This is a genomic window from Hyphomicrobium sp. 01T421 (genome assembly GCF_056398805.1).
Window position 1 is genome coordinate 1,669,591 of sequence record NZ_JBFTQC010000001.1, and the last position, 21,052, is coordinate 1,690,642.

General features: G+C 61.5%; 22 protein-coding genes. 14 read left to right on the forward strand and 8 right to left on the reverse strand.

From position 1 onward, the window contains the following. Nucleotides 1-23: 23 nt before the first annotated feature. Nucleotides 24-1,211, reverse strand: a complete 1,188-nt coding sequence (metC, locus tag AC1DK3_RS07640) for a cystathionine beta-lyase (protein ID WP_477191640.1) — start codon at nt 1,209-1,211, stop codon at nt 24-26. 194 nt (nt 1,212-1,405) lie between these two features. On the opposite strand from metC, the gene AC1DK3_RS07645 reads away from it, so the two are divergent. Further along, a complete protein-coding gene (locus AC1DK3_RS07645; RefSeq protein ID WP_477191641.1) occupies nt 1,406-2,443 on the forward strand; it encodes an amino acid ABC transporter substrate-binding protein in 1,038 nt (345 codons plus the stop codon). A gap of 76 nt (nt 2,444-2,519) precedes the next feature. Next, nucleotides 2,520-3,167, forward strand: a complete 648-nt coding sequence (locus tag AC1DK3_RS07650; protein ID WP_477191642.1) for a hypothetical protein — start codon at nt 2,520-2,522, stop codon at nt 3,165-3,167. On the opposite strand, the gene AC1DK3_RS07655 is transcribed toward AC1DK3_RS07650, so the two are convergent. Together AC1DK3_RS07655 and AC1DK3_RS07660 are read right to left on the reverse strand one after the other, a co-directional pair. Next, nucleotides 3,154-4,248 carry a hypothetical protein gene (locus AC1DK3_RS07655; RefSeq protein ID WP_477191643.1) on the reverse strand — a complete coding sequence of 365 codons (1,095 nt, stop codon included), beginning with the start codon at nt 4,246-4,248 and terminating at the stop codon, nt 3,154-3,156. The genes AC1DK3_RS07650 and AC1DK3_RS07655 overlap by 14 nt on opposite strands. Then, nucleotides 4,245-6,176, reverse strand: a complete 1,932-nt coding sequence (locus tag AC1DK3_RS07660) for a vWA domain-containing protein (RefSeq protein WP_477191644.1) — start codon at nt 6,174-6,176, stop codon at nt 4,245-4,247. The genes AC1DK3_RS07655 and AC1DK3_RS07660 overlap by 4 nt, the downstream gene beginning before the upstream one ends. Before the next feature lie 114 nt (nt 6,177-6,290). Between AC1DK3_RS07660 and AC1DK3_RS07665 the strand changes: the two genes are divergently transcribed. Further along, nucleotides 6,291-6,878 carry a nitroreductase family protein gene (locus AC1DK3_RS07665; RefSeq protein ID WP_477191645.1) on the forward strand — a complete coding sequence of 196 codons (588 nt, stop codon included), beginning with the start codon at nt 6,291-6,293 and terminating at the stop codon, nt 6,876-6,878. A gap of 325 nt (nt 6,879-7,203) precedes the next feature. Here the strand turns inward: AC1DK3_RS07665 and AC1DK3_RS07670 are convergent, their stop codons facing one another. Beyond that, complete coding sequence (locus AC1DK3_RS07670; protein ID WP_477191646.1) at nt 7,204-7,986, reverse strand: NAD kinase; 783 nt, start codon at nt 7,984-7,986, stop codon at nt 7,204-7,206. Between the two features lie 54 nt (nt 7,987-8,040). Between AC1DK3_RS07670 and cutA the strand changes: the two genes are divergently transcribed. Continuing rightward, on the forward strand, nt 8,041-8,418 hold the full coding sequence (gene cutA / locus AC1DK3_RS07675; RefSeq protein ID WP_477191647.1) for a divalent-cation tolerance protein CutA: 378 nt from the start codon (nt 8,041-8,043) through the stop codon (nt 8,416-8,418). A 31-nt stretch (nt 8,419-8,449) separates the two neighbouring features. Here cutA and AC1DK3_RS07680 read toward each other — a convergent pair whose 3' ends face one another. Then, nucleotides 8,450-9,610 carry a putative peptidoglycan binding domain-containing protein gene (locus tag AC1DK3_RS07680; RefSeq protein WP_477191648.1) on the reverse strand — a complete coding sequence of 387 codons (1,161 nt, stop codon included), beginning with the start codon at nt 9,608-9,610 and terminating at the stop codon, nt 8,450-8,452. Between the two features lie 740 nt (nt 9,611-10,350). On the opposite strand from AC1DK3_RS07680, the gene AC1DK3_RS07685 reads away from it, so the two are divergent. The 3 genes from AC1DK3_RS07685 (at nt 10,351) to AC1DK3_RS07695 (ending at nt 13,544) form a co-directional block, all read left to right on the forward strand. Beyond that, nucleotides 10,351-11,685: a hypothetical protein gene (locus tag AC1DK3_RS07685; RefSeq protein ID WP_477191649.1), complete on the forward strand. Its 1,335-nt coding sequence runs from the start codon at nt 10,351-10,353 to the stop codon at nt 11,683-11,685. 301 nt (nt 11,686-11,986) lie between these two features. Next, a complete protein-coding gene (locus tag AC1DK3_RS07690) occupies nt 11,987-12,118 on the forward strand; it encodes a hypothetical protein (RefSeq protein WP_280140533.1) in 132 nt (43 codons plus the stop codon). Between the two features lie 253 nt (nt 12,119-12,371). Further along, nucleotides 12,372-13,544: a hypothetical protein gene (locus AC1DK3_RS07695; protein ID WP_477191650.1), complete on the forward strand. Its 1,173-nt coding sequence runs from the start codon at nt 12,372-12,374 to the stop codon at nt 13,542-13,544. A gap of 38 nt (nt 13,545-13,582) precedes the next feature. Here AC1DK3_RS07695 and AC1DK3_RS07700 read toward each other — a convergent pair whose 3' ends face one another. Next, nucleotides 13,583-15,742: a S9 family peptidase gene (locus tag AC1DK3_RS07700; protein ID WP_477192885.1), complete on the reverse strand. Its 2,160-nt coding sequence runs from the start codon at nt 15,740-15,742 to the stop codon at nt 13,583-13,585. A gap of 348 nt (nt 15,743-16,090) precedes the next feature. Between AC1DK3_RS07700 and AC1DK3_RS07705 the strand changes: the two genes are divergently transcribed. From AC1DK3_RS07705 to AC1DK3_RS07720, 4 genes are all read left to right on the forward strand, one after another. Next, nucleotides 16,091-16,498 carry a Ros/MucR family transcriptional regulator gene (locus tag AC1DK3_RS07705; protein ID WP_477191651.1) on the forward strand — a complete coding sequence of 136 codons (408 nt, stop codon included), beginning with the start codon at nt 16,091-16,093 and terminating at the stop codon, nt 16,496-16,498. 124 nt (nt 16,499-16,622) lie between these two features. Next, a complete protein-coding gene (locus tag AC1DK3_RS07710; RefSeq protein ID WP_477191652.1) occupies nt 16,623-16,856 on the forward strand; it encodes a hypothetical protein in 234 nt (77 codons plus the stop codon). A 234-nt stretch (nt 16,857-17,090) separates the two neighbouring features. Continuing rightward, a complete protein-coding gene (locus AC1DK3_RS07715; RefSeq protein ID WP_477191653.1) occupies nt 17,091-17,660 on the forward strand; it encodes a helix-turn-helix domain-containing protein in 570 nt (189 codons plus the stop codon). Continuing rightward, a complete protein-coding gene (locus AC1DK3_RS07720; RefSeq protein WP_477191654.1) occupies nt 17,651-18,226 on the forward strand; it encodes a DUF6456 domain-containing protein in 576 nt (191 codons plus the stop codon). Before AC1DK3_RS07715 ends, AC1DK3_RS07720 begins: the two co-directional genes overlap by 10 nt. Nucleotides 18,227-18,275: 49 nt before the next feature. On the opposite strand, the gene AC1DK3_RS07725 is transcribed toward AC1DK3_RS07720, so the two are convergent. Both AC1DK3_RS07725 and AC1DK3_RS07730 read right to left on the reverse strand, forming a co-directional pair. Beyond that, nucleotides 18,276-18,707 carry a SufE family protein gene (locus AC1DK3_RS07725; RefSeq protein WP_477191655.1) on the reverse strand — a complete coding sequence of 144 codons (432 nt, stop codon included), beginning with the start codon at nt 18,705-18,707 and terminating at the stop codon, nt 18,276-18,278. Nucleotides 18,708-18,843: 136 nt separating this feature from the next. Continuing rightward, nucleotides 18,844-19,227, reverse strand: a complete 384-nt coding sequence (locus tag AC1DK3_RS07730) for a DUF5330 domain-containing protein (RefSeq protein ID WP_477191656.1) — start codon at nt 19,225-19,227, stop codon at nt 18,844-18,846. A 257-nt stretch (nt 19,228-19,484) separates the two neighbouring features. Between AC1DK3_RS07730 and AC1DK3_RS07735 the strand changes: the two genes are divergently transcribed. The 3 genes from AC1DK3_RS07735 (at nt 19,485) to AC1DK3_RS07745 (ending at nt 21,004) form a co-directional block, all read left to right on the forward strand. Further along, nucleotides 19,485-20,210 (forward strand): peptidoglycan-binding domain-containing protein, encoded by a 726-nt coding sequence (locus AC1DK3_RS07735; RefSeq protein ID WP_477191657.1) that lies wholly within the window; start codon nt 19,485-19,487, stop codon nt 20,208-20,210. A 33-nt stretch (nt 20,211-20,243) separates the two neighbouring features. Next, the gene (locus AC1DK3_RS07740; RefSeq protein WP_092866573.1) at nt 20,244-20,588 is read left to right on the forward strand and encodes a DUF1491 family protein; all 345 of its coding nucleotides are present in this window, start codon (nt 20,244-20,246) and stop codon (nt 20,586-20,588) included. Between the two features lie 209 nt (nt 20,589-20,797). Beyond that, the gene (locus AC1DK3_RS07745; protein ID WP_477191658.1) at nt 20,798-21,004 is read left to right on the forward strand and encodes a hypothetical protein; all 207 of its coding nucleotides are present in this window, start codon (nt 20,798-20,800) and stop codon (nt 21,002-21,004) included. Nucleotides 21,005-21,052 lie beyond the last annotated feature (48 nt).

Consider the following 21,052-nt stretch of genomic DNA (forward strand, 5'->3'; position numbering starts at 1 on the left):
TGCAGCAGTTGCGGCAGTTGCGGTTACCGCGCGCTCTCGAGGCGGGCGAACCCTTCGCTGAGATCGTGGATCAGATCGTCGACGGCCTCCAGGCCGATGTGGAACCGAAGCGCCGGCCCCGGTCCGCGCCAGCGCGTCGCCGTCCGGTATGAAGTCGGATCAAACGGGATGACGAGGCTTTCGTAGCCGCCCCACGAATAGCCCATGCCGAACAGCTTGAGCCCGTCGAGAAATGCAGCGAGCGCTTTCTCGGGGACAGGTTTCAGGACGGCCGCGAAGAGACCGCTCGCGCCGTTGAAATCACGTTTCCAGATCGCGTGGCCGGCATCGCCCGGGAGCGCCGGATGCACAACCCGGTCAACCTCGGGACGGGCAGCCAACCACTCCGCGACCGCGATGCCTGATTGCTGATGCCGCTCGAGACGGACAGCTAGCGTTCTGAGACCTCTGAGAGCGAGATACGTCTCCTCCGAGCCGGGGCACGTGCCGAGCGTTTCCTTGGCGTTGTCGAGATACTTCGCGGCGCGCGCATTGGCGGTGACTGTGCCCATCATCGCGTCGGCATGGCCGACGATGTATTTCGTCGCGGCTTCGAGCGATACGTCGGCGCCGAGCGATAGCGGTTTGCAAAAAAACGGCGTCGCCCAGGTGTTGTCCGCAATAACCCAGACGTTCTTGGCACGGGCCGCAGTAGCGATTGCCGGGATGTCCGGCATCTCGAACGTCTGCGAGCCGGGCGCTTCGACCAGCACGAGTTTCGTGTTGGGGCGGAAAAGTTCGGCGATGCCGCCGCCGATGAGCGGATCGTAATACGTCGTCTCGACGCCCAGCTTCTTCAGCATCTTGTCCGCGAACGCGCGGCCTGGCTGATAGACGTTGTCGGGCATCAGGATGTGGTCGCCGCTCTCGGCGAATGCCAGCACCGCGGTCGAGATCGCGGCGAGGCCCGACGCCGTCAGAACAGTCGCCGCGCCGCCTTCGAGATGCGTTATCGCGTCTTCGAGAGCTTTCGTCGTCGGCGTCGCACGCCGTCCGTACGTGAAGGGCTGCGTCCGCTGCTTGATGGCATCGAGCGTCGGATAGAGAACCGTCGATCCCCGGTATACCGGCGTGTTGACAAATCCGTGCTGCTCGAACGGTTTGCGCCCGAGGTGCACGACCTCGGTTTCAGGCTGTTCGCCGCGATCGGAACTGTCGTTTTTTTTCGCCATTTTCAACTTCTCCGGGCGGTTCGCGTCCTCGTGGCGCAAGTTTCGTTCATGGTCAAGGCCTTGACCATTCGGCGTGGGCGCGGGATGTGTGGCGGGGCGAGCTACTTATGGGCGGGCGCGCCCGAGGCCGTTGCTTTCGTCTGCTCGAAGGAAAACGAAGAGACTTCAGTGAAGCATTGGCCGAAAGAGTACAGATGAGAAGTGTGTCGAGGCTCTGGGCGGCAGCGGTATCGCTCGTTGTCATGGGCGTTGGACTGTCCTCCGAGGCTTGGAGCGCGGCGGCCAGCACTCTCGATGCTGTTCGCGCCAGGGGCAAGGTCGTTTGTGGCGTTTCCGACCGTGAGGCGGGCTTCAGCGAAGTCAGCACCCGCGGAACCTGGAGCGGGCTCGACGTCGAATTCTGTTCCGCCCTGGCGGCGGCAGTGCTTGGGAACCGGGACGCGGTCAAATATCTCAGCCTGAACCCCGGCGATCGCTTCAAGGCCCTGCAAGACAACGAAATCGACGTGCTGCTCGGCGCAACGACCTGGACACTAACCCGGGATACGGAACTGGGAGCGCGCTTTACGAGCCCTCTCTATTACGATGGCCAGGGCTTCATCATCCCGCGAAACCATTCGATCGCGAGCGTCCTCGAGCTTTCCGGCGCCTCGATCTGCGTCTTGACGGGTTCGAGCGACGAAACCGCGATCGCCGATTTCTTCGGGTCGCGAAAGATGCGCTATCAGCTCATCACGTCCGACCGGTGGGACGATTTGGTCAAGACCTACGCGAATGGCGGCTGCACCGTCCTGACGGGCGAGGTCTCCCTTCTTGCATACGAAAAAAGCCGCATGTCGAACAGTTCTGACCAGATGATGCTGCCGGAAATGATCACGAAGGAGCCTTACGGGCCTGCCGTGCGCACGGGCGACGACGGCTGGTTCGCAATCGTGCGCTGGACGTTCATGGCGCTCGTCGCCGCCGAAGAACTGAACATATCGAGTTCCAACGTCGACACGATGAAGTCGTCTCCCTCCCACGAGGTGCGCCGTTTTCTCGGTCTCGATGCCGATCTCGGCGCGCCCCTGGGCCTGGCGCGTGATTGGGCCTATCAAGTCGTCAAGCAGGCCGGCAATTATGGCGAGATCTTCGAGCGGACGCTCGGGCAGGGGTCTTCGTTGAAGCTCGATCGCGGCCTCAACAATTTGTGGAGCAAAGGCGGCCTGATGTACGCGGCGCCCTTCCGCTGATAGAAGTCGTGCCAAGGTTGCCGGGCAGAGACTGCCGGAAAAAATGCACGCGAGCTCGTGAACCACGAGGTTAGTCATGGGCGACAAGGCAACGCTTGAAACACTGCTGAGCGCCGCCGTTTTTCTGATCCCGATCGCGGTCCTTTTCACCCTCATTTTGCTGTTGTCGCGGCGTCGACGGCCAGCCGCGCAATCTCAAGCCGCGCAATCTCAAGCCGCGCAATCTCCAGCCGCGCTGCCTCAAGAACCGTCGGACGAACCAGCGCAGGCCCAACCGCTGCACGCATTATCCCGCACGTCTGCTGGCGTCTCTTTTCAGGATCAGCAAGCCCAAACGCCGCTTGCGCCTGTCGAGAGCGTTGAAACAATCCTAGAGAAAATTGAGACGGCCCTCGCTCGCGGTGAAAAGACCGCGCTTTCCGGCCTCTACTGCGAGTTGGCGGCCGGACACGCGCGCCTAGGTAAAGCCGAAGCGCGTATGGCGGCGTTGCGGTCGGCAGCCGGATATGGCGCGCTTCACGGGCCGCCCGGCGCACACGCCGCAGCTCGCTTAGCGCTGGGCGAAGCAGCGCATAGCGCGGGCGACCTGACAACGGCTTGCGAACAGTGGCAAATGGCGCGCACGGCGTATCTTCAAGCGGGCGAGGCCGAGCATCACGCGCGCATCGAAAAGCGGATGCGGGACAACGGCTGCCCGACGGACTGGGTTCTCACTGATTTTTGAAATCGAGTGTCGAGCCGCCTTGCGACCCACCTTGTTCCGTCGGCATGATCGTCGTTGCGCCGGTGGAAGACGGCTGGCCGCGCTGTTCATGTGACACCACCATCATGACCTCGACGTTGACGTTGTCGCCGTCTTTGATCTGAAAGGCCTTCTGGAAAATATGTCCGCCGGAAGAGGCCGTCACTTCATATTTTCCCGGCGCCAACACATGCGTCGGCAGCGCGCCGACGCTCTCCTTGATCGTCTCGCCGTCCTCGGTCTGGATCGTCCAGCGCGTGTCGGGCATCGCTTCGCCGCCGGATCGTGTGACGAGCTTGAACGTCGCCTTGCCGCCTGAATGCGTGACAGTCGTCTCCGTCAACTTGCCCGCCTCGACGGTGATATCCGTTTCGATTTTTGCGTTGGCATCGCCATACAGCGAAACGACACGGTAGATGCCGGAATTGAGCCGGATGATCAGGTTCGGCTTTGCCCCCGTGATCACGGCCGAATGGCTTTCGAACTGATCGCGATCGTCGGCGAAAATGGAATAGGTCACCAAACCAGCCGGCGCAGGCTTCGCGCCGATCAGCGCCGAAAGCCGCAAGCCCCCCGCGTTCAGCACGAACGCTTCGAACGGCGGACCATCGGCAGCCTTGACGACGATCTTGCGGGTCAGATTGGCCCGTCCGAAAGCGGCGTTGACGGTGTATTCGCCGGGATTGAGTTTGAGGAACGGACTAGCCTCATGTGACTCCATGAGCAGTTTCGATTTTCCCGACTGACCGGACGACTGAAAAACCCGCCACACCAGTCCTTGATCGATCTGCTGGCCGTCGCCCGTCAGCAACGCAACGAACTTGACGCCCGGGCCTTTCGCGGTCTTGCCGCGTTCGACGGTGGTGGTGTTCTTACGCTTCTCGATCGATGGACCCCACGCGCCGGTCGGCGGCCCGTCCGGGATCGGCTCTTCCGCGAACGAAATCGTCGCCCCGGCAATCGACAGAAGCGCGACGAGGAGCAGAGCCGCAGTGCCGCCGATCATTCCGCGCCGTTGCCGCTCAACCCGCGATCCGCATGATTTCACAGAAGCTTCGGTCATCCTGGTCCGATCTCGATCTTCTGGCTTTCACCGGCGCGAACTTCGAATGAAGCCTGCCCGTGCTTGCCGCGCGCTTCGAAGCGCACCGTGTATCGGCCCGGAGCCAAAAGCGCCGTCGCCTCCGTGCCGGTGGCACGCCATGTCGGCATGCCGCTCTCGTCGGCGACTTCCCAATAGACGTCGCCGGCAGGGAGCGCCGCGCCCGCGGGCGGAGCGAAGTTCACCTCTCCGGCGGCGATGTCGATGGTCGCGGTCTGGGGCTTCCTAGCCTCTACGACGACTTCTTTGGTCGCCGAGATATGTGAGACGACGAGCGACGCGGTGATCCGGTAACGCCCCGGCGACAGGTCGAGCGAGAGATCCGGACCCATCGCGCGTGCGATACCGGTGTGATCGCCATCGATGCGGTCGACGCGATAGAAAATATTCTGATCGGCCTTTGCGGGAGCGCCCGCGACGAGAGCCGAGACCTTGAGCGACGTGAGGACGAGTTCCAGCGTTTCGCTCACGGTTTGCCCGGCGCCGACGGCGATACGCTTGCGAACGTCGCCGCTCTTCGAGCGCGCGCTGACATAGTAGGTGCCCTCCGGAAGGGTGAAACTCGCGTTCGGACTACGCGATCGCGCGACCTCGCGGCGGCCGTCCGGACTTTCGGGATCGTCTGCGGAAACGGCGAATAAAACGTCTGCAATGCTGGCGCCGTCTGCAGCGGCCGCGGAAAGATCGAGACGTCCTGTTCCGAGCGATATGTCGAGCGGCTTGGCGTCTCCGGCGGCGAGTTGAATGGATTGCGACGCGCGCGCCGCGCCGTCGACCGCGGTCAGAGTGTAGGTGTCGGGCGGCACATAGAGATCGAGCGCGCCGTTGCTCGCGATCGCGACCGGCTTATCGCCGATAGAGACGGTCAAAACGGCATTGGGAGATGGGTTGCCGCCCTTGCTCGAACTGACGTGCGCGACGAGATGCGCGGCGTTGAACGGCACGATGATGCTCTGCTTGTCTCCATCCGCCATCGTGAGGTCCTGACGCGCCGTCAGCGAGCCGAACTCGGCCTCGACCTCGTAGCTGCCGGCGGCGAGCTTGGCGGTGATGTCCTGACCTTCCGACTGGGCCAGCGGCGTTTTCTCGCCGCCTTTATAAATGCGCCATTTGATCGGAACTGTGAGAAGCGCGCCACCGTCGGCAAGCGCGGCCGATGCTCGGAGCGATGCGCCCTCGGGAGGCGGCGGCGCCGTCGGCTTGCCGTCGCCGGGATTGGTGCCGCCCGCAATCGGCGCGCCCGGCGTTAAAATGGCGAGCCGCGTCGCCTCGTCGATCGCCGCAGTGAGACCGTTGGAATCCACGATGTCGTAGTAATGGCCGCCCGTTGCCTCGGCGATGCACGCCATGCGCGGCCGTTCGTGGGCCGGAATGCCGATGCCGATGACTTGAACGGCGACGCCCGGTGACGTCTTTGCGAACCCGGCGGCGACGGCGCACGTATCTTGCCGGCAATTGTCTGCACCATCTCCGATGAAGACGATCTGCGCCGGACGCGATTGTCCGATCGCGGTCATGGCAACCGTGAGCGCCGACGTAAGAGGGCCGGGGCCTCGCGGATTGAGCTTGGCGATCGGATCGAGAACGGCTTGGCGCGGACTGTCGGGCCCGGCGATCAATTCCACGTCGTTGCAGTCGCCACGGCGGCGGTGCCCAAACGAAACGAGGCCAAGCCGCGTCGAATTCGGCATGGCGAGCAGGTTGCCGAGTTTCTCGCGCACGATATCGATCTTGGCGCGGTTATCGGGCGGCAGGCGCGCCCACATCGAACCCGAGCCATCGAGCACGACCATGGCTGTCGGCGCATCGCCGCTGACAGCCGGCCCGGCGGCGATAAAAGGGACGGCCGCAATGACAGCCGCGACAAATTTCAAAAAATCCCGGCGCATTTTATCTCCACGCCCATTTTTCGCTCATTGTGTCGATTCTGACTGTAATGGGCCGCTTGTAACAGGCCGGAGCCTCGTATAGCGAGACGGACACGAATTAGTACGGAACATGACATGAATCCCGATATTTTTGAATTTCTTGCGGCAAGACGGTCAGTGAAGCCGGATAGGCTCGCAGCACCGGGACCGAACGCCGAGGAACTGCAGAAAATCCTCACGACCGGCGCGCGCGTTCCCGACCACAAGAAGCTGTCGCCCTGGCGCTTTATTGTTTTTGAAGGCGACGCCCGCAAGGCGGCCGGCGAGATCTTCGCCAAAGCCTGTGAGAAAGAAGACCGCCAGGCGCCGTCGCCGATCCGCCTCGAAACCGAGCGCGGCCGGTTCCTACGCTCGCCCGTCGTCGTCGCCGTCGTGTCGGCCGTGAAGCCGAAGCCCGGCGCACCGGAATGGGAGCAGGTGCTGTCGGTCGGCGCGCTCTGCTTCAATCTCTGTCTCGTGGCGAATGCGCTTGGTTTCGGCACGTCGTGGATCAGCGAGTGGATCGCCTATAGCCCGACCGTCCGCGAGGGGCTGGGCCTTTCCGAAAACGAGAAGATCGCAGGCTTCATCTACATCGGGACGCCGATGGAGAAGCCTGAAGAGCGGGAACGCCCGAACATCGACGCGCTTGTCAGCCGCTGGCCGGCCTCAGAAGCGGGTTAACACCCTGTTAACCACAACGTGCGACGGTTCGGAAATACGCGTTAGCGATCCTGATTCGTGGCGGCGGGATCAGCACCGCCATGCCCGAAGAACGGGATGCAGCACTTGACCAAATCATGGCCCTCCGCCGGTGCTCCGAGGCACCTGTAGGAGGGCCAGTCGGTTTTTGGGCTCGGTTTATGCGCCCGGCGGCCGGCTCGCGGAACGCGAGTCGCCTGGCGCCACTAGAGATTGCCTGGCGGCCGGCTCGCGGAACGCGAGTCGCCCGGCGCAATCAAAATTTGCCCGGCGGCCGGCTCGCGGAACGCGTGTCGCCTAGCGCAACCTAAAACCTGAACTGCTCCGCCAGGATACGCTCTTCGAGCCCATGTTCGCGGTCGAACATCATGAAGAGTTCGATGGCGCGGGCCAGCTCGATATCGACCTTCACGACATGACGCGTCTCGAAGTGATCGGCAACGGCGCTGACCGGCCGCTTCGCATCTTCGAGAACGGTGATCGTGATGTGCACCCGGTTAGGAACGAGGGCGCCGCGCCAGCGCCTCGGCCGAAAAGGACTGATGGGCGTTACCRCCAGAAGCTGGGATTTGATCGGCAGGATGGGTCCGTGGGCCGATAGATTATAGGCGGTCGAACCGGCGGGCGTCGAAACCAGGACCCCGTCGCAAATCAGCTCTTCCAGGCGGACCTTGCCGTCGATGGCGATCTGCAACTTGGCGGCCTGATAACGCTGGCGGAACAGCGAGATCTCGTTGATCGCCAAACTCTTGTGCGCCTTGCCGGCCGCATCCGTGGCGATCATCGACAGCGGGTGAATGCGGCTGATCTCGGCCGCCTGCAGCCGCTCGATCAGGTCGTCTTCCTTGTAGTCGTTCATGAGGAAGCCGACCGAACCCCGGTTCATGCCGTAAATCGGTATCTTGTCGTTGATGAAGCGGTGTAGCGTCTGCAACATGAAGCCGTCGCCGCCGAGGGCGACGATGGCATCGGCTTCGTGGGGTTCGGTTTCCCCGTAACGCTTGATCAGGGCCGCCTGCGCTTCGATCGCTTCGGGAACCTCGCTCGCGACGAAGGCGATGCGTTCGAATTTGTGTTTTTCTTTCGGCATCTAGGCCCTTCGATTTATGAGGGGTCGCGCAGCAAGGCAGGGAAGCTCGCCCAAGTGTCGACAAACGACAAGCCCCCCTCGCGGGATATCGAAGAGAAGCCCGCGACGCCAGCCGGCGATGTGGTGATGATTTACGCCACGTTCCCGGATCGGTCCGCGGCGATGGCTTTGGGCCGGGAGCTGGTCGAGAAGGGCTTGGCCGGATGCATTAACGTACTGCCCGCGATGACGTCGATCTATATCTGGAAGGGCGAGACGGAAACCGCAGAAGAAGCCGTGCTGATCGCCAAGCTCGCCCGCCAGGGAGCCGACCGCGCCGTCGCGCATATCGTCGCCAATCATCCCTACGAGACGCCCGCAGTCCTTGTCGTTCCGGTGGTCGGAGGAAGTTCCGATTATTTGAATTGGGTCATCGGCGGCACGCGGCCCTGACGACCCGCATCTGACGACCCGGATCTGGCGATCAATAGATGCCGCCAAGCGACTGCATCACATTGTAGCGCATGGTCCCGGGCCGGGGATCGCCACGCCGACCTCGCCCGGACGAAGCATATTTTCGTCTCGGCCGGTCTTCGTCATAGGAACGCCGGGAGGACTTGGACTTCACGGCATGCGCATTGGCGTCGTGGTCCTCGATGGCGATGGGCACCGCGTTGGTGTCCGCACGCGCGTCAGCTGAGAGATCGTCCGTATCGCCGCTCTCGCCAAGAGCTGCAACTTTCGGAGAGACATCGGCCGCCGTATCGGTCGACGGCCGGACGGGCGTGATGATCTTCCATCCCTGAGAGGCCGGTGGGACGCTCGCTGCGGCACTGTTCGACGGAGGCAGCGGCGCAGTCTCGACGGTCGCGGCTCCGATCGACATCCGCCCCGGCGGCAGCTCTGGGCGCGGCACAGCCGCAACCTCGACCACATTCTCATTCTGGAGCCAGGGAAGCTTTTCAGGCTCCGCCGTGACCGTCGGCTGGTCATTGCCGGAGAGACGAGCCGCGGCCAGTCTGCGCTCATCGAGGCGCTTCGACCGCTTCGTCGCCTGAGCGACGACCGCGCGCGGCACGCAACGGCCGCCGTCCGCGATCTGGCCAGCTGGACATTCGGCGGAGCACACAACGTCATGGTGGCTCTGCACGAGGGCGAGCAATACGTAATCGGGATTGTCCGTCGGGAGCGTGGCGTTGGCGCGATCCATGAACGCCGCCAGGGCATGCCGCGTCGCACCGTTCCATGCGCCGGTGATCTCTCCCTCATAGCAGCCGACGCGTTTCAACTCGCGCTGCAGATCGCTCGCCAGTTCGGCGCGCGTTTCGGGATCACCGGGCTCAGCCGATTTGAGAGGTGTCGAGACGGCACGCGCCGACGACACCACGGTGGTCCACATTCCGGGCTTCGGCGGAGAAGCAACCGCAACACGGGCGCCTTCGTCGGGGATCACCTCGTGAAACACGGGCGACGCTGCCGAAAAAATCCGAGTTCCGCTATCGCTCCGATAGTCACGGTCCGGCGCCGCCGAGATGCGCGTGACTTCGGTGAGGTCTGCAGTGTGATCGGATGCTGGAAAAAGATAGCTGTATGAGACGAGCAGGGAAGTCGCCGTCAGCAACAGCACTCCACCGAGACGCGGCATGGCGCAAACTCCACTCAACTTTACTGCACGTGGCTTGCACCGATAACGCCGGGCGCGAAGCTTCTGACGTGCGCCATGGACAATGCATCGCCGGCGAGACTTGGTAAACGGGAATTGCGAGCACCCCGCGTCGGCACGGTGGAGGCGTCCCTAAAGCCTCACCCTGCTGTTGCGCCAGAACGTCGCTTTGTGCGCATCGTCCGCCACATTTCAGCCGTGCATAAGCCTCGGGCGACCGGTGCAAAACCTCTTGATAACCGGCGCTTTTCAACCGCTCGCCGCGCTGGGAATACTCAGGCTGAGACCATCGCGGAACTCAGGCAACCGAATCCTAGAATTTTGATTCTTCTCGCGATTCGATGATTCCCATCGCGGTCCGACTCAGTTACGCGTGAAGGGGAGGGGAGTTTAATTGCGTAGTTTTCCACCCTCGGCCTGTCTTGAGGAAAAGATTTATCCACCTCTGATTTCTTGCGGCGAAATCGTGGCGATACTTTGAGGCAGCGTTGAGAGTGGCAGCTCTGGTTTGCTTGGTTGCGCGGTCTCCGCGTCGCTCGTCTGCCGGTGTCATGGGGATGACATTGGAGCTCACAGCCGAACGAAGTGGACATCATTGGCAGCCACGCCCGTTGTGCGTTCCGGAGCCTGGTCGGCGTCCCCCCTCGGACGCAAGGACCACAACGAAATGGCCGGTGTGTATTCGCGTAACGTAACCGGCCTCTCACAGGAGAGGGCACACGATGAGACACGTTTTAGGCGTGTTGGGGGTTCTAGCAGCAGGCGTATTGCTCGCCGTATCAGCTGCGATGAACTGGCGTTTCGGCTTCAGTCTCGGAAGAACCGAGCTTGACGGCGAAATCTACGGCGCAGCTTCAGCTGCGGCCGACTGCATGAAAGCACTGGTACCGTTTTTCTTCTTTGCCGCAGTTCGAAATAGAATCTGGTCGCAGGCGGCTGCGTCGGCGCTCGTCTGGGTGGTCGTGACGGCCTACTCAATGACATCGGCGCTCGGACACGCAGCGTTGAACCGCTTCGATTCGACCGGGCAGCGTGCTCAGGAAGCTCAAGCCTATCAAGATTTGAGAGGCGAGCTGAAGCGTGCGCAGGAGCAGGCCGGATGGATCCCTCAGCATCGACCCTTCGAGGCGGTGCAGAGCCAGATCGACGGCATGAAAATGCAGAAGGCCTGGCAATGGTCGGACGGCTGTAAGAAAGTCAATTCGAAAACCGAACGGACGTTCTGCCAACAGCTGACGGCTCTCGACTCCGAGCTCGCATCCGCAAGCTCGGCGAAGCAAGCCGACGCCCGCATGGCCGAGCTTAAAACGAAGATTGATGCGACCGCAGGTACGCCTGCTCTCTCCGAAGCCGATCCGCAAGCCAAGGTTCTGACCGAGCTTGCGAATGCGTTCTTCCCGAACATCAAGATCGAAAACGTGCAGATGGCTTTGACGATATTCGTCGCGCTGCTGCTCGAGGTCGGCTCTGGGTTCGGCATGTACGTCGCATTCAGCCAGTGGCGGCTCTATGATCGCCAGCCAATGCCTGTCACGCCAAGAATGGCGCTGACGGAGGGAAGCACCGCTGCGGCAGCGGTGGCGGTTCCGGTGCTCACACCGATTACCGTTGAAACGAAAAAGCCGCGTTCAGGCGCCAACGACAACCGGTCGATCGAGATTCCTCTCGAAGTACCCGTTGCCTCGACGCCCGCTATCGAAGCTCAACCCGCAGAAGTGCATCAGGTTGAGACGAAGGTTGCAGAAAGCCGCAGCACGTTGCCCGTCAGGCGTCTTGCCCCGGAAACCAACACTGAACGTTTCTACAAGGAGAACATCGAGGTCCGCGACGGATCAAGCGTCACGGCTACTGAACTCTACGAGGATTATTGTTCGTGGTGTGAATCTAAGAACAAGGAACCCGCAGCACTTCCGAGCTTTGCAAGAGAATTTGCAGACCTTGGCGTGAAGAAGGAAAAGGTAGCCGGCCGAGTGCGCTACATCGGTATCGCACTGAAGTCCGACATGGTTCTCGAGGAGGCTATGAAACCGCCTCTCTTCGGCACCGTTGCAGCCTAGCGCTGCTTCGTGAATGTGAGGCCCGCCTCGGCGGGCCTTTTTTTTTCTTGCAAGTTTCCAACTTTCGACGGCCCGCCCAGTGCGGGCCTTTTTTTGTTTAGACCACTGTTTCTTGAATGTCCCGCCCCGCGCGGGCCTTCCGCTTTTAGGCGTCCACGGATTTTCACATTTTCGAGTTGTGCAATGTTGTGATCGGGGAACCGGGCGTTCCCTCCTGGCGCTTGTCGGGACAGTGTGAAAGAGTTGGCGCACACGCCGCAGGTCTAATGCGACGCGCCCTCCAACACTCAAGAGGTTTGCTATGGCCAAAGGCCAACAGCGTTCGAACAAGGAAGTCCGCAAGCCCAAGAAGAGCGCCGCTGCGAAATCGCAGCCCGCGACGAGCTCCGTGACGGCGACGTTTGCGAAATCGCAGAAGAGCGGAAAGCGCTGACCCGCCGATCCCAGTTTATCGAAAAAGGGCCTGCTGCAAGCGGGCCCTTTTTTGTTTCGCGCTGAACGCCGCGAGGAAGCGCCGAAGTCCGGCACGAGCAAATTGGCCACGGACTTCTTCGGGCGAAGTGGGTTCTGGCCCACAACTATATTGCCTCTTGCGTATCGCTTGAATTGCAAACGGCCCTGAAAAAAGAGACTTACGAAAAGCTCGCGCCAAGCGAACATCCAAGCGAAGGATCAGAGAAACGAGCATGCGCATTCATCCGCCCGAACTCACGGTTGGAGAGGGCCTCGTCACCGTGCGCGCCCGCGTCGAGATAGAGCGTGACGGCGAGGGCTTCCCGGATGAACTGTGGTTCTCGGTTCCCGAGCGCTTCGAGCATCTGTGCGCGGGTGGGATCGAGCCGTTCGTCGTCGCCCTCAGTCCGCTCGCCTCTCTCCTGAACGAAGAGATCGTGATTGAATCCACGTTCTCGGAACGCTTGAAATATGGGCTTGATGAATACTGGAAAATCATCAACGCGTGGCTTCCGGAAAAATTTCACACCGTGCGGCTGCATGGCGCGGAACTCATCGCAGATATCCAGGCGCCGGGTTCCGCGGCGGCCGCATTTTCCGGCGGCGTCGATTCCTTTTTCACGCAGTTCACGGAGCGGGATCGGCCGCCCGGCTACCGCACGAAATTCGCAGTGTTCGTTCACGGCTTTGATATACCGCTGGAGCGAGTGGACGTCTTCGAACGTGCCGCGGCGGAGTACGAGACGGCGCTTCGCGCATCCGGCGTCGAACTCGTTCGCATGAAAACCAACGTCCGAGCCTTCGCGCCGGATTGGGAGTTGGGGCATGGCGCCGCGCTAGGGGCGGTCGGACTCGCATTGGCAGGGGGTGTCAATCGCTTCCTCATTCCGTCATCGATGCGTTACACGACTTTGAGGCCCTGGGGCTCGCATCCCATGATCGATGGGCTTTTATCGACGGATAGGGTCCAGATCGTCCACGACGGCTCGTACTATTCGCGCTTCGATAAGATCAGCATGATGAAGGATTGGGAGCCCCTCCGGAAGCTCTGCAGGGTGTGTTACGAGGAATCGGACACCATGCAGAATTGCGGCCGTTGCAACAAATGCCATCGTTGCATGACGATCCTCGACAGTCTCGGTGTTCTTGAAGACTTCAAAACGTTTCCTGCCGCACCGCCGCCGTTCCAATATCTGAGCTGCCTCTGGGAAACACCGCACGAGCGCCTCTACGCTGCGCAGGCGATCGCCGCCGCAGAAAAAAGCGGACGCCGCGGTCTGGCTTGGGTCATACGCATCGCGGTGCAGAGAACCAAGATTGCCCAGTCTATCAGACGCGCACGGAAGCTCTCGCGTCCGCTGCGCCGCCGTCGGCTTCCGCGTCCGCGAGGCGCCCTGCGCGCATGATGCGCTGACTAAGAACGGGTCATTGGCTGCGGAGCCGCTTAAGACCCGAGCCCCGCCACCTTCACCGCAAACGCGTAGTTGAAAGCCGTATCCTTCAGCCCGTCGAAACGGCCCGACGCGCCGCCGTGGCCGGCGCCCATGTTGGTCTTGAGAAGCACGAGGTTGTCCCTCGTGTTGAGCGGTCGCAGCTTCGCGATCCACTTCGCGGGCTCCCAATAGGTCACGCGCGGATCGGTAAGGCCGGCGAGCGCGAGGATGTGCGGATAATTCTTCGCCTCGACATTGTCGTAGGGCGAGTAGCTGCGGATGTACTCGAAGTCCTCTTTGCTCGCGAGCGGGTTGCCCCATTCGGGCCACTCGGGCGGCGTCAGCGGCAGATCCTTGTCGAGCATCGTGTTCAACACGTCGACGAACGGCACATCGGCGATGATCGCGAGGAAAAGCTCAGGCGCCATGTTGGCGATTGCGCCCATCAGCATCCCGCCCGCCGATCCGCCGTTGGCGACGATCCGGCCACGCTGCGTGAAGCCTTCCGAAATCAAATATTCGCCTGCAGCGATGAAGTCGGTGAACGTATTTTTCTTCTTCTTCATCCGGCCGTCGCTGTACCAGCGATAGCCCTTGTCCTTGCCGCCGCGAATGTGCGCGATCGCAAAGATGAAGCCGCGGTCGACCAGCGATAGCCGCCCCGTCGAGAACGCCGCCGGCATCGCAATGCCATAGGCGCCGTACCCATAAAGAAAGAGCGGCGCGGAGCCGTCGAGCGGCGTCGTCTTCTTGTACAGAAGCGTGACAGGAACGAGTTCGCCGTCCTTGGCCGGCGCAAGCAGCCGCCGCGTCACGTAGTCAGACGGATTGTGCCCACTCGGAATTTCCTGCCGCTTGCGCAACGTCCGTTCGCGCGTTGCCATATCGTAATCGTAGGTCTCCGCCGGCGTCGTCATCGACGAATAGGTAAAGCGGATGCGTTTCGTATCGAACTCGTATCCCGAGCTCAGCCCGAGCGCATAAGCTTCTTCGTCGAATGCAATCGTATGCTCGCCGCTGTAGTCGACAAATTCATCGTCGTCAGGCTTCAGCGGCGTGACGACGATGCGCGGCAGGCTCTCTTCGCGTTCGAGACGCGTCATGAAGTTTTGAAACACGCCGACGTCGATGATCAGACGCCCGGGCTTGTGTGAGACGATTTCCCGCCAGTTCGCTTCCCCCGGATTTTCGACGGGCGCCGTGACGATGCGGAAATCTTCCGCGCCTTCCGAGTTCGTCGCGATAACGAGCTTCGCGCCGTGATGTTCGACGTTGTACTGGTGTCCGACGCGCCGGGCGGCAACGAGCTTCGGGCCGGCTTCCGTCCTCTCGGCATCGATGAGCCGCACTTCGCTCGTTTCGTGATCGTGGATGTCGATGACGATGAACTTCCGCGATTGCGTCGACGACAATCCGACGAAGAACCCGGAATCGGGTTCGGCGTAGACGAGTTTGTCTTCCGAAGCCGGTGTTCCGAGCGCGTGGCTGTAGACGAAAAGCGGCCGCTGATGTTCGTCGACCTTGATGTAGAACAGCGTCTTCCCGTCGCTCGACCACTCGAGGCCGCCGTGGGTGTCGGGGATCTCGTCGGCGAGATCGTTGCCCGTCGCGAGATCGCGGACGCGGACTGTGTAGAGCTCTGAGCCTTTGTCGTCGATCGCATAGGCGAGGAGCTTATGATCGCCGGAGTGGGCCGTGGCGCCGAGATCCCAATACCCTTTCCCCTCGGATTCCTTGTTGCCGTCGAGAAGGACTTCCGGCTCGTCCACCGAGCCGCCGCGGGGAATACGGCAGAGTTGCGCGTATTGCCCGCCTTTGACGAAGCGCGGGAAGTATTCGTAAGCACCGTCGGGCTGCGGAACTTGCCGGTCGTCCTCCTTGAGACGCGCCTTCATTTCCTGGAACAAGGTTGCTTGCAGCGCTTCGGTGTCGGCAAGCATCGCCTTCGTATAGGCGTTCTCGGCTTCGAGATACGACCGGATGCTGGCGGCAAGGACATCGGGCTTGCGCATGACCTCTTGCCAGTTGGCGGCGCGAAGCCAGCCATAATCGTCGCTGATGGAAACGCCATGGTGCGTCACGACCGTCGCCACGCGCTCCGCAACCGGCGGGCGCGGCTGAGCCGCAGCCTCGTCTTCGATCGCAGCAGGCGTTTTCGTTTGGCCGGTCATGGTGTGCGGACCTTTTTCGATGATGAGAACGGAATTGCGCTTCTTCTCGACCGCCCGGGCGCGCGCGTCAACGCGCGAACATGCCCGAGTAATGATCAAATGAAGAAGCGGGATCGCCAAGCATTAGCGATGTCGTAATCTAAACAGAGGCCGAGATTGACAGGGAAGTCGTCCTGTAGTCAAAGCTTTCGCAAGTGAAATGGAGTTGATCTCCTAGTCTTCTAAGTGGTTTTGAGATCCGCGACGGGCTTTGCCGGTAACGGTTAGACAAGGCAAAGGCGGGATGTGGACATGGATGGACGCGCGGTACCGGGTACTCGGTCGCCAGAGGAAGCGGAAGACAAACGAATGGAAAGTTCAGGCTCCCCCGAACTCGTGACGATCACGGCGACGATCGTCGCCGCCTACGTCAGCAACAACCCGATCTCGTCAACCGAACTGCCGGGTTTGATTGCTGAAACCCACGCCGCTTTGAGCCGGGCCGCGGGCCGCGCCGTTCCGCAGGAGCGGGAAGAGGCGAAGCCGAAGGTCGCGGTGAAGAAATCGGTCATGCCGGATTTCATCATCTGCCTGGAAGACGGCAAGAAGTTCAAATCGCTGAAGCGTCATTTGCGGACGCACTACAACTTGTCGCCGGAAGAGTACCGCGAGAAGTGGGGCCTGCCGCCGGACTATCCGATGGTCGCGCCGAATTATGCCAATGCGCGCTCCCAGCTCGCCAAGAAGATGGGCCTTGGCACCCGCAGGGAGAAGTAGTGGCACCCGCAGGGAAAAGTAGCGGCACCCGCAGGGAAAAATAGCGGCCGTCGAAAATATCAGCTTGGGCTAATCGAAGGACTGGCGCTGGGCGATGACGCGGCAACTATCGTTTGTGAGTTAATTGTTCCCCGCCGCCCCGGACACGATTTCCGATTTCGGAAAGTTCCAGCGCGGCGAGGGATCGACGTTCTTCCTTGAGCAAATGATTGAGGCCGGCGTGGCGAGCCACGTCATATGCCGCGTTGCATGCGAGCCCGCGCCGTCGCTCCTTTCTGATCTCGCGCTCGATGAGGGCGACCAGCTTTCGTCTGCCCTCTGGAGTTCGGTCAGCGAGATCTTTTGGCCAGACCGGTAAAAGCTGCGCAGCGTCGCGTGCACAACTGGACTCTGAATTAAGATGACTTCCGCGCCGCGTATTTCTACGCGCTCTGGTGTCTCGTATCGAAACGCGATTTTGCATGCCGCCGACTGTGCGGCGGTCGCAAGATGCGGGGATATCTTTTTAAGAATGCGATCCCGTTAGGGTGAATGCAATTAGCGACAAAAAACTTATCCCCGCGATGTGGCACGGCCGTATTCTTCTCATGCAATGGAACAGATAGCGTCTTCAGTTCTGACCCGGGACATCGCCGGAGCTACCGCCGAGGATGGCAGCATCGATGCCACGATACTCGGACCACGCGTGCGCTTGATCTTGCGCGGTTCGGCGTCGCCTTCGCCGGCGCAGCAAGATCAGCCCACGTCCAATCTTAATCTCACGCAGGAACATCGCCACCGTTGCGCGCGCGTGGCGATCGATATCGCGATTTCGAACGTCTTCGGCATCGGTTCGGAAGGACTTTGGCACTGTACACGCGGCGTCAAAGACGTCGCGGAGGCGCGGCAGGTCGCCATGTATCTGGCTCACGTCTGTTGCCGGATGACGCTGACTGAGGTTGGAGCCATGTTCGGCCGCGACCGGACGACGGTCGCTCATGCCTGTCTCAAAGTCGAATGCCGGCGAGACAATCCAGCGTTCGATCGCGCGCTCGACGTGCTCGGATGGGCACTGCCGACGCTGGTGATGCGCGAAGTCCGCTCCAGCGCCCAGAATTCCGGCGACCAGAATTCCGGCAACCAGAAATCTTCTCCCCACACCGAGGATCAGGAATGCAAGTAAGATCGTCTCGCGCTCGTAGCGTTTCGCAGAGTGCGGAGCATCAAGCGCCCGAACGCAATCTCGCAGAAAGCCCGCTTGCGTGGCTCGCGCGGCGCAAGGACAAGGACGGTCAGCCGATGCTCACCGATGCCGAGTTCGATGCGGGCGAAAAACTCCGCGCCGATTTCTGGTTTGCGCAAATGACCCCGCGCGTCACGACCAACTGGTCGGCGTTCCTGAGTGGAGGAGGCGGTGGAAGAGGCGCGCCGGACATCAGGCCGGATATTCGCGATTCCGTTATAGCAGCGCATGAGCGGGTCAAGCGCGCGCTCGCGGCCGTCGGACCTGACCTCGCCGGCGTTCTGATCGACGTCTGCTGCCATTTGAAGGGCCTCGAGGCGAGCGAGAAGGCGAGCGGCTGGCCGCAACGGTCCGGCAAGATCATTCTGCAAATCGCGCTACGCCAGCTTGCCCGGCACTACGGAATGCTTCCGCCGCCGCCGGAAGCGAATGATCGACGACCCGCGCGCGTAAGGCATTGGGGCGCGAGCGACTACCGCCCCGCGATCGACCCAGGCCAAGTCTGAGCCCAGGTCTGAGCCCAGTCTCGAGCCAAGTCTTCAGCGTGCTTCGAAGTTAAGCCGCGAGCATCTCGGTTGCGTCCGAGCGGATGCGCTTCACCATCGAGGCGAGCCCGTTCGAGCGTTGCGGCGTCAGATGATCCTTGAGGCCGAGGCTCGCGAAAATGCCTTCGGCGTCGGTCTTCAGGATCTCGTCGAGTGTCTTTCCCCGGTAGATGATGAAGAGGAGGGCGATCAGGCCCTGGACGATGTGAGCATCGCTCATGCCCTGCATTTCGAGCTTGTCGCCGGCGCTCGGCCCACCGGTCGAGGCGACGCGGTCAGTCGCCAGCCAGACCTGGCTCGCACAACCGCGGACCTTGTTGGCGTCCGTTCGAAGGGCGTCCGGGAACGGCGGGAGCGCGCGCCCAAGCTCCATGACATAGCGATAGCGGTCCTCCCAATCTTCGAGGAGCGCGAAATCGGCGCGGATGTCGTCGAGGGTCATCGGGAAAGTCCAGCCTGCAACCCGCTTAATCGGGCATTCACCCACAATACACATAGGTATGTGGGCTGGTCGAGGGCAAGGCCGTACGCGCTCGGGCCAGAACCCAATCGCTTGAACTCAATCGCCTAAGTATTTCTCAAACGCCGCTCTTGTTGGTGTTCTTGCCGCGCCAGTCCGGCGTTTTGTCGACCGGCGTCAGAGTGCCGCTCTCTCGCTCCAGAAGAGCAGGCGCAACCCGGCCTTTGCTCTCATCGAGGTGCAAGTTCGTGTTGGCGAGGCTCGACGCCTCCCGTTCGCGGATCATGTCGTAGGCGAGCTTGGCGCCGAACTCGGCCTTGGCAACGAATTGTGACCACAACTCCGAGCCTTTCGCGCACGTCGCAGCGTTGCGGTCGCAGAATGTCACGACCCATTCCGCCGTCGACCCGGCGCGATCATAGAGACGCTGCTGCTGTTCCCGGTCGGACGGAAGCAGTGCGACGGCGACCGCGGCAAACGTAACGATACGCAACAAACCCATAACGCAAACCTTCGCATCTGCGGCCGAACGCGGTTCGGCCGTTGAACGGACTGGTAGTGAGGCTCTTACCCTCGCTGCATGGATACCAGCCCCGGCTCAAGGTCACGCTAGTTTGTGCAATGCAATTCGAACCGTTTTTGCTTCAAGTTTTAGATAAATTGGATGTGCTTCGCCGGCCGAAATTCCCGACGGTTAAGGAGGTCTTAACGGCTGACTCGCCATACTTCGAGCTTGGGGAACGAGCAACGGGCGTCAGCATGACCGAGAGGGATATTAAGCTCGCAGCTGTCATATCGCTGCTGGCGACGACGAGCGTGGCTTTGAACATGTTCGTCTTCCAGAACACCACCAAGACGAGCGCCATCGAAACGGGCGGCATCGTGACGGATCGCACCTCGTGGGTCGATGGGCCGGGCATTGCGCTTGGACCGACGTCGCCCGGTCCCGCCGCCGAGCAGCCCGCAGCCGACGGCGTTTTGCCGCCAGCGCCATTGGGCCAAAGCGATGATGCCAACCGCGCGGAACTGACGAAGGGCATACAACGCGAACTCGGCAACATCCGTTACGAGCCCGGTCAGCCCGACGGCGTTTTGGGAATGGTCACGCGCGCGGCGATTTTCGCATACGAGTACGACAACGGCCTCGTGTTGACGGGCGAGCCGAGCGAACAACTTCTGAGCCAGCTCATCCTTGGTTCATCGTCGATGTCGCCGAGCGCGGCGCGGCCCGGCAAGACAATCACGGCGGATGGCGAAAGCCTCGTACGCTCCGTCAAGCAGCAGCTCGCGACGCTTGGCTATCAGACAGGCGTTCCGGGTTCCGCGATGACGCCCGAATTCGCYCGTGCCGTCCGCGAGTTCGAGACCGACCAGAAGCTGAAGGTCACCGGCCGCATATCAGGTCCGTTGATGAGCCGGTTGATCCGTCTGCAGGGCGAGCCCAAGGCACGGCGCGAGGCGATTGCGAAGGCAGCGAAGCACTAGGGTTTCCTTGGTGCTTGCTGCTAACGTACCGACATGCGCCTCAAAACCGAAATCTGGGTCAAAGCTTATCTGCGCCGCTGCCAGGTCAATGGCGCGCATGGCGTCGTCGCGCGTCATGGCGACGACGATGCGGGAGCGGTCTTCATCAAGATCGTACGTCCCGATCAAACCGCGGCCGTTTTCTCGCCCGCACCGGCCGGCCTCGACGACGCCGACGTCGACCGGCGCTGGGTCGCACGATTCAAGCAGGACTTCGTGCCGGAGGCGGACGCCGAGAAGCTTCTGAAACGCGAAGCCGAATTCGACAGCGACGTCTGGATCGTCGAGATCGAGGACCGCGAAGGGCGGCACTTCCTCGGTGACGAATTGATGAGCTAGCAACGCTACCGGACGTTCAGGAATTCGTTTTACCGTCCGTTAAGAACTCCCGGACTCTACTCCATTGATTGCGATGATTCTGGCGGCCGCATTGCATTCACGCCACTAGTCAGTGCACGGACAGTATTTCGTCCGTGTCCCGTGGCGGGAGTCTTCAAGGCGGGAAGTGCCGTACGGCATGGGCAGAAGCCCGCGCGCGGGGGACACAAATGGCAACGATTATCGCGTTCAAAACCACGCCTAAACCGACAGCGGCTTCGGTGCTCGCGGCATACGGAGCAGGCCAGTCGGCCGAGATCGTGTTTTTCCCGGGTGTGCGCTACGAGCGGCTCGGCGACGAACAGCCAAATAAGCCGAAGAGGCCCCAGCGAAGCTTGCGCGATACGCTCAACCTCGACACCGAAAAGAAATCATAAAAGGTTCTCTTCCGTCGCGTGCGGCCGGCTCCCCGCAGGGGGTTAGCA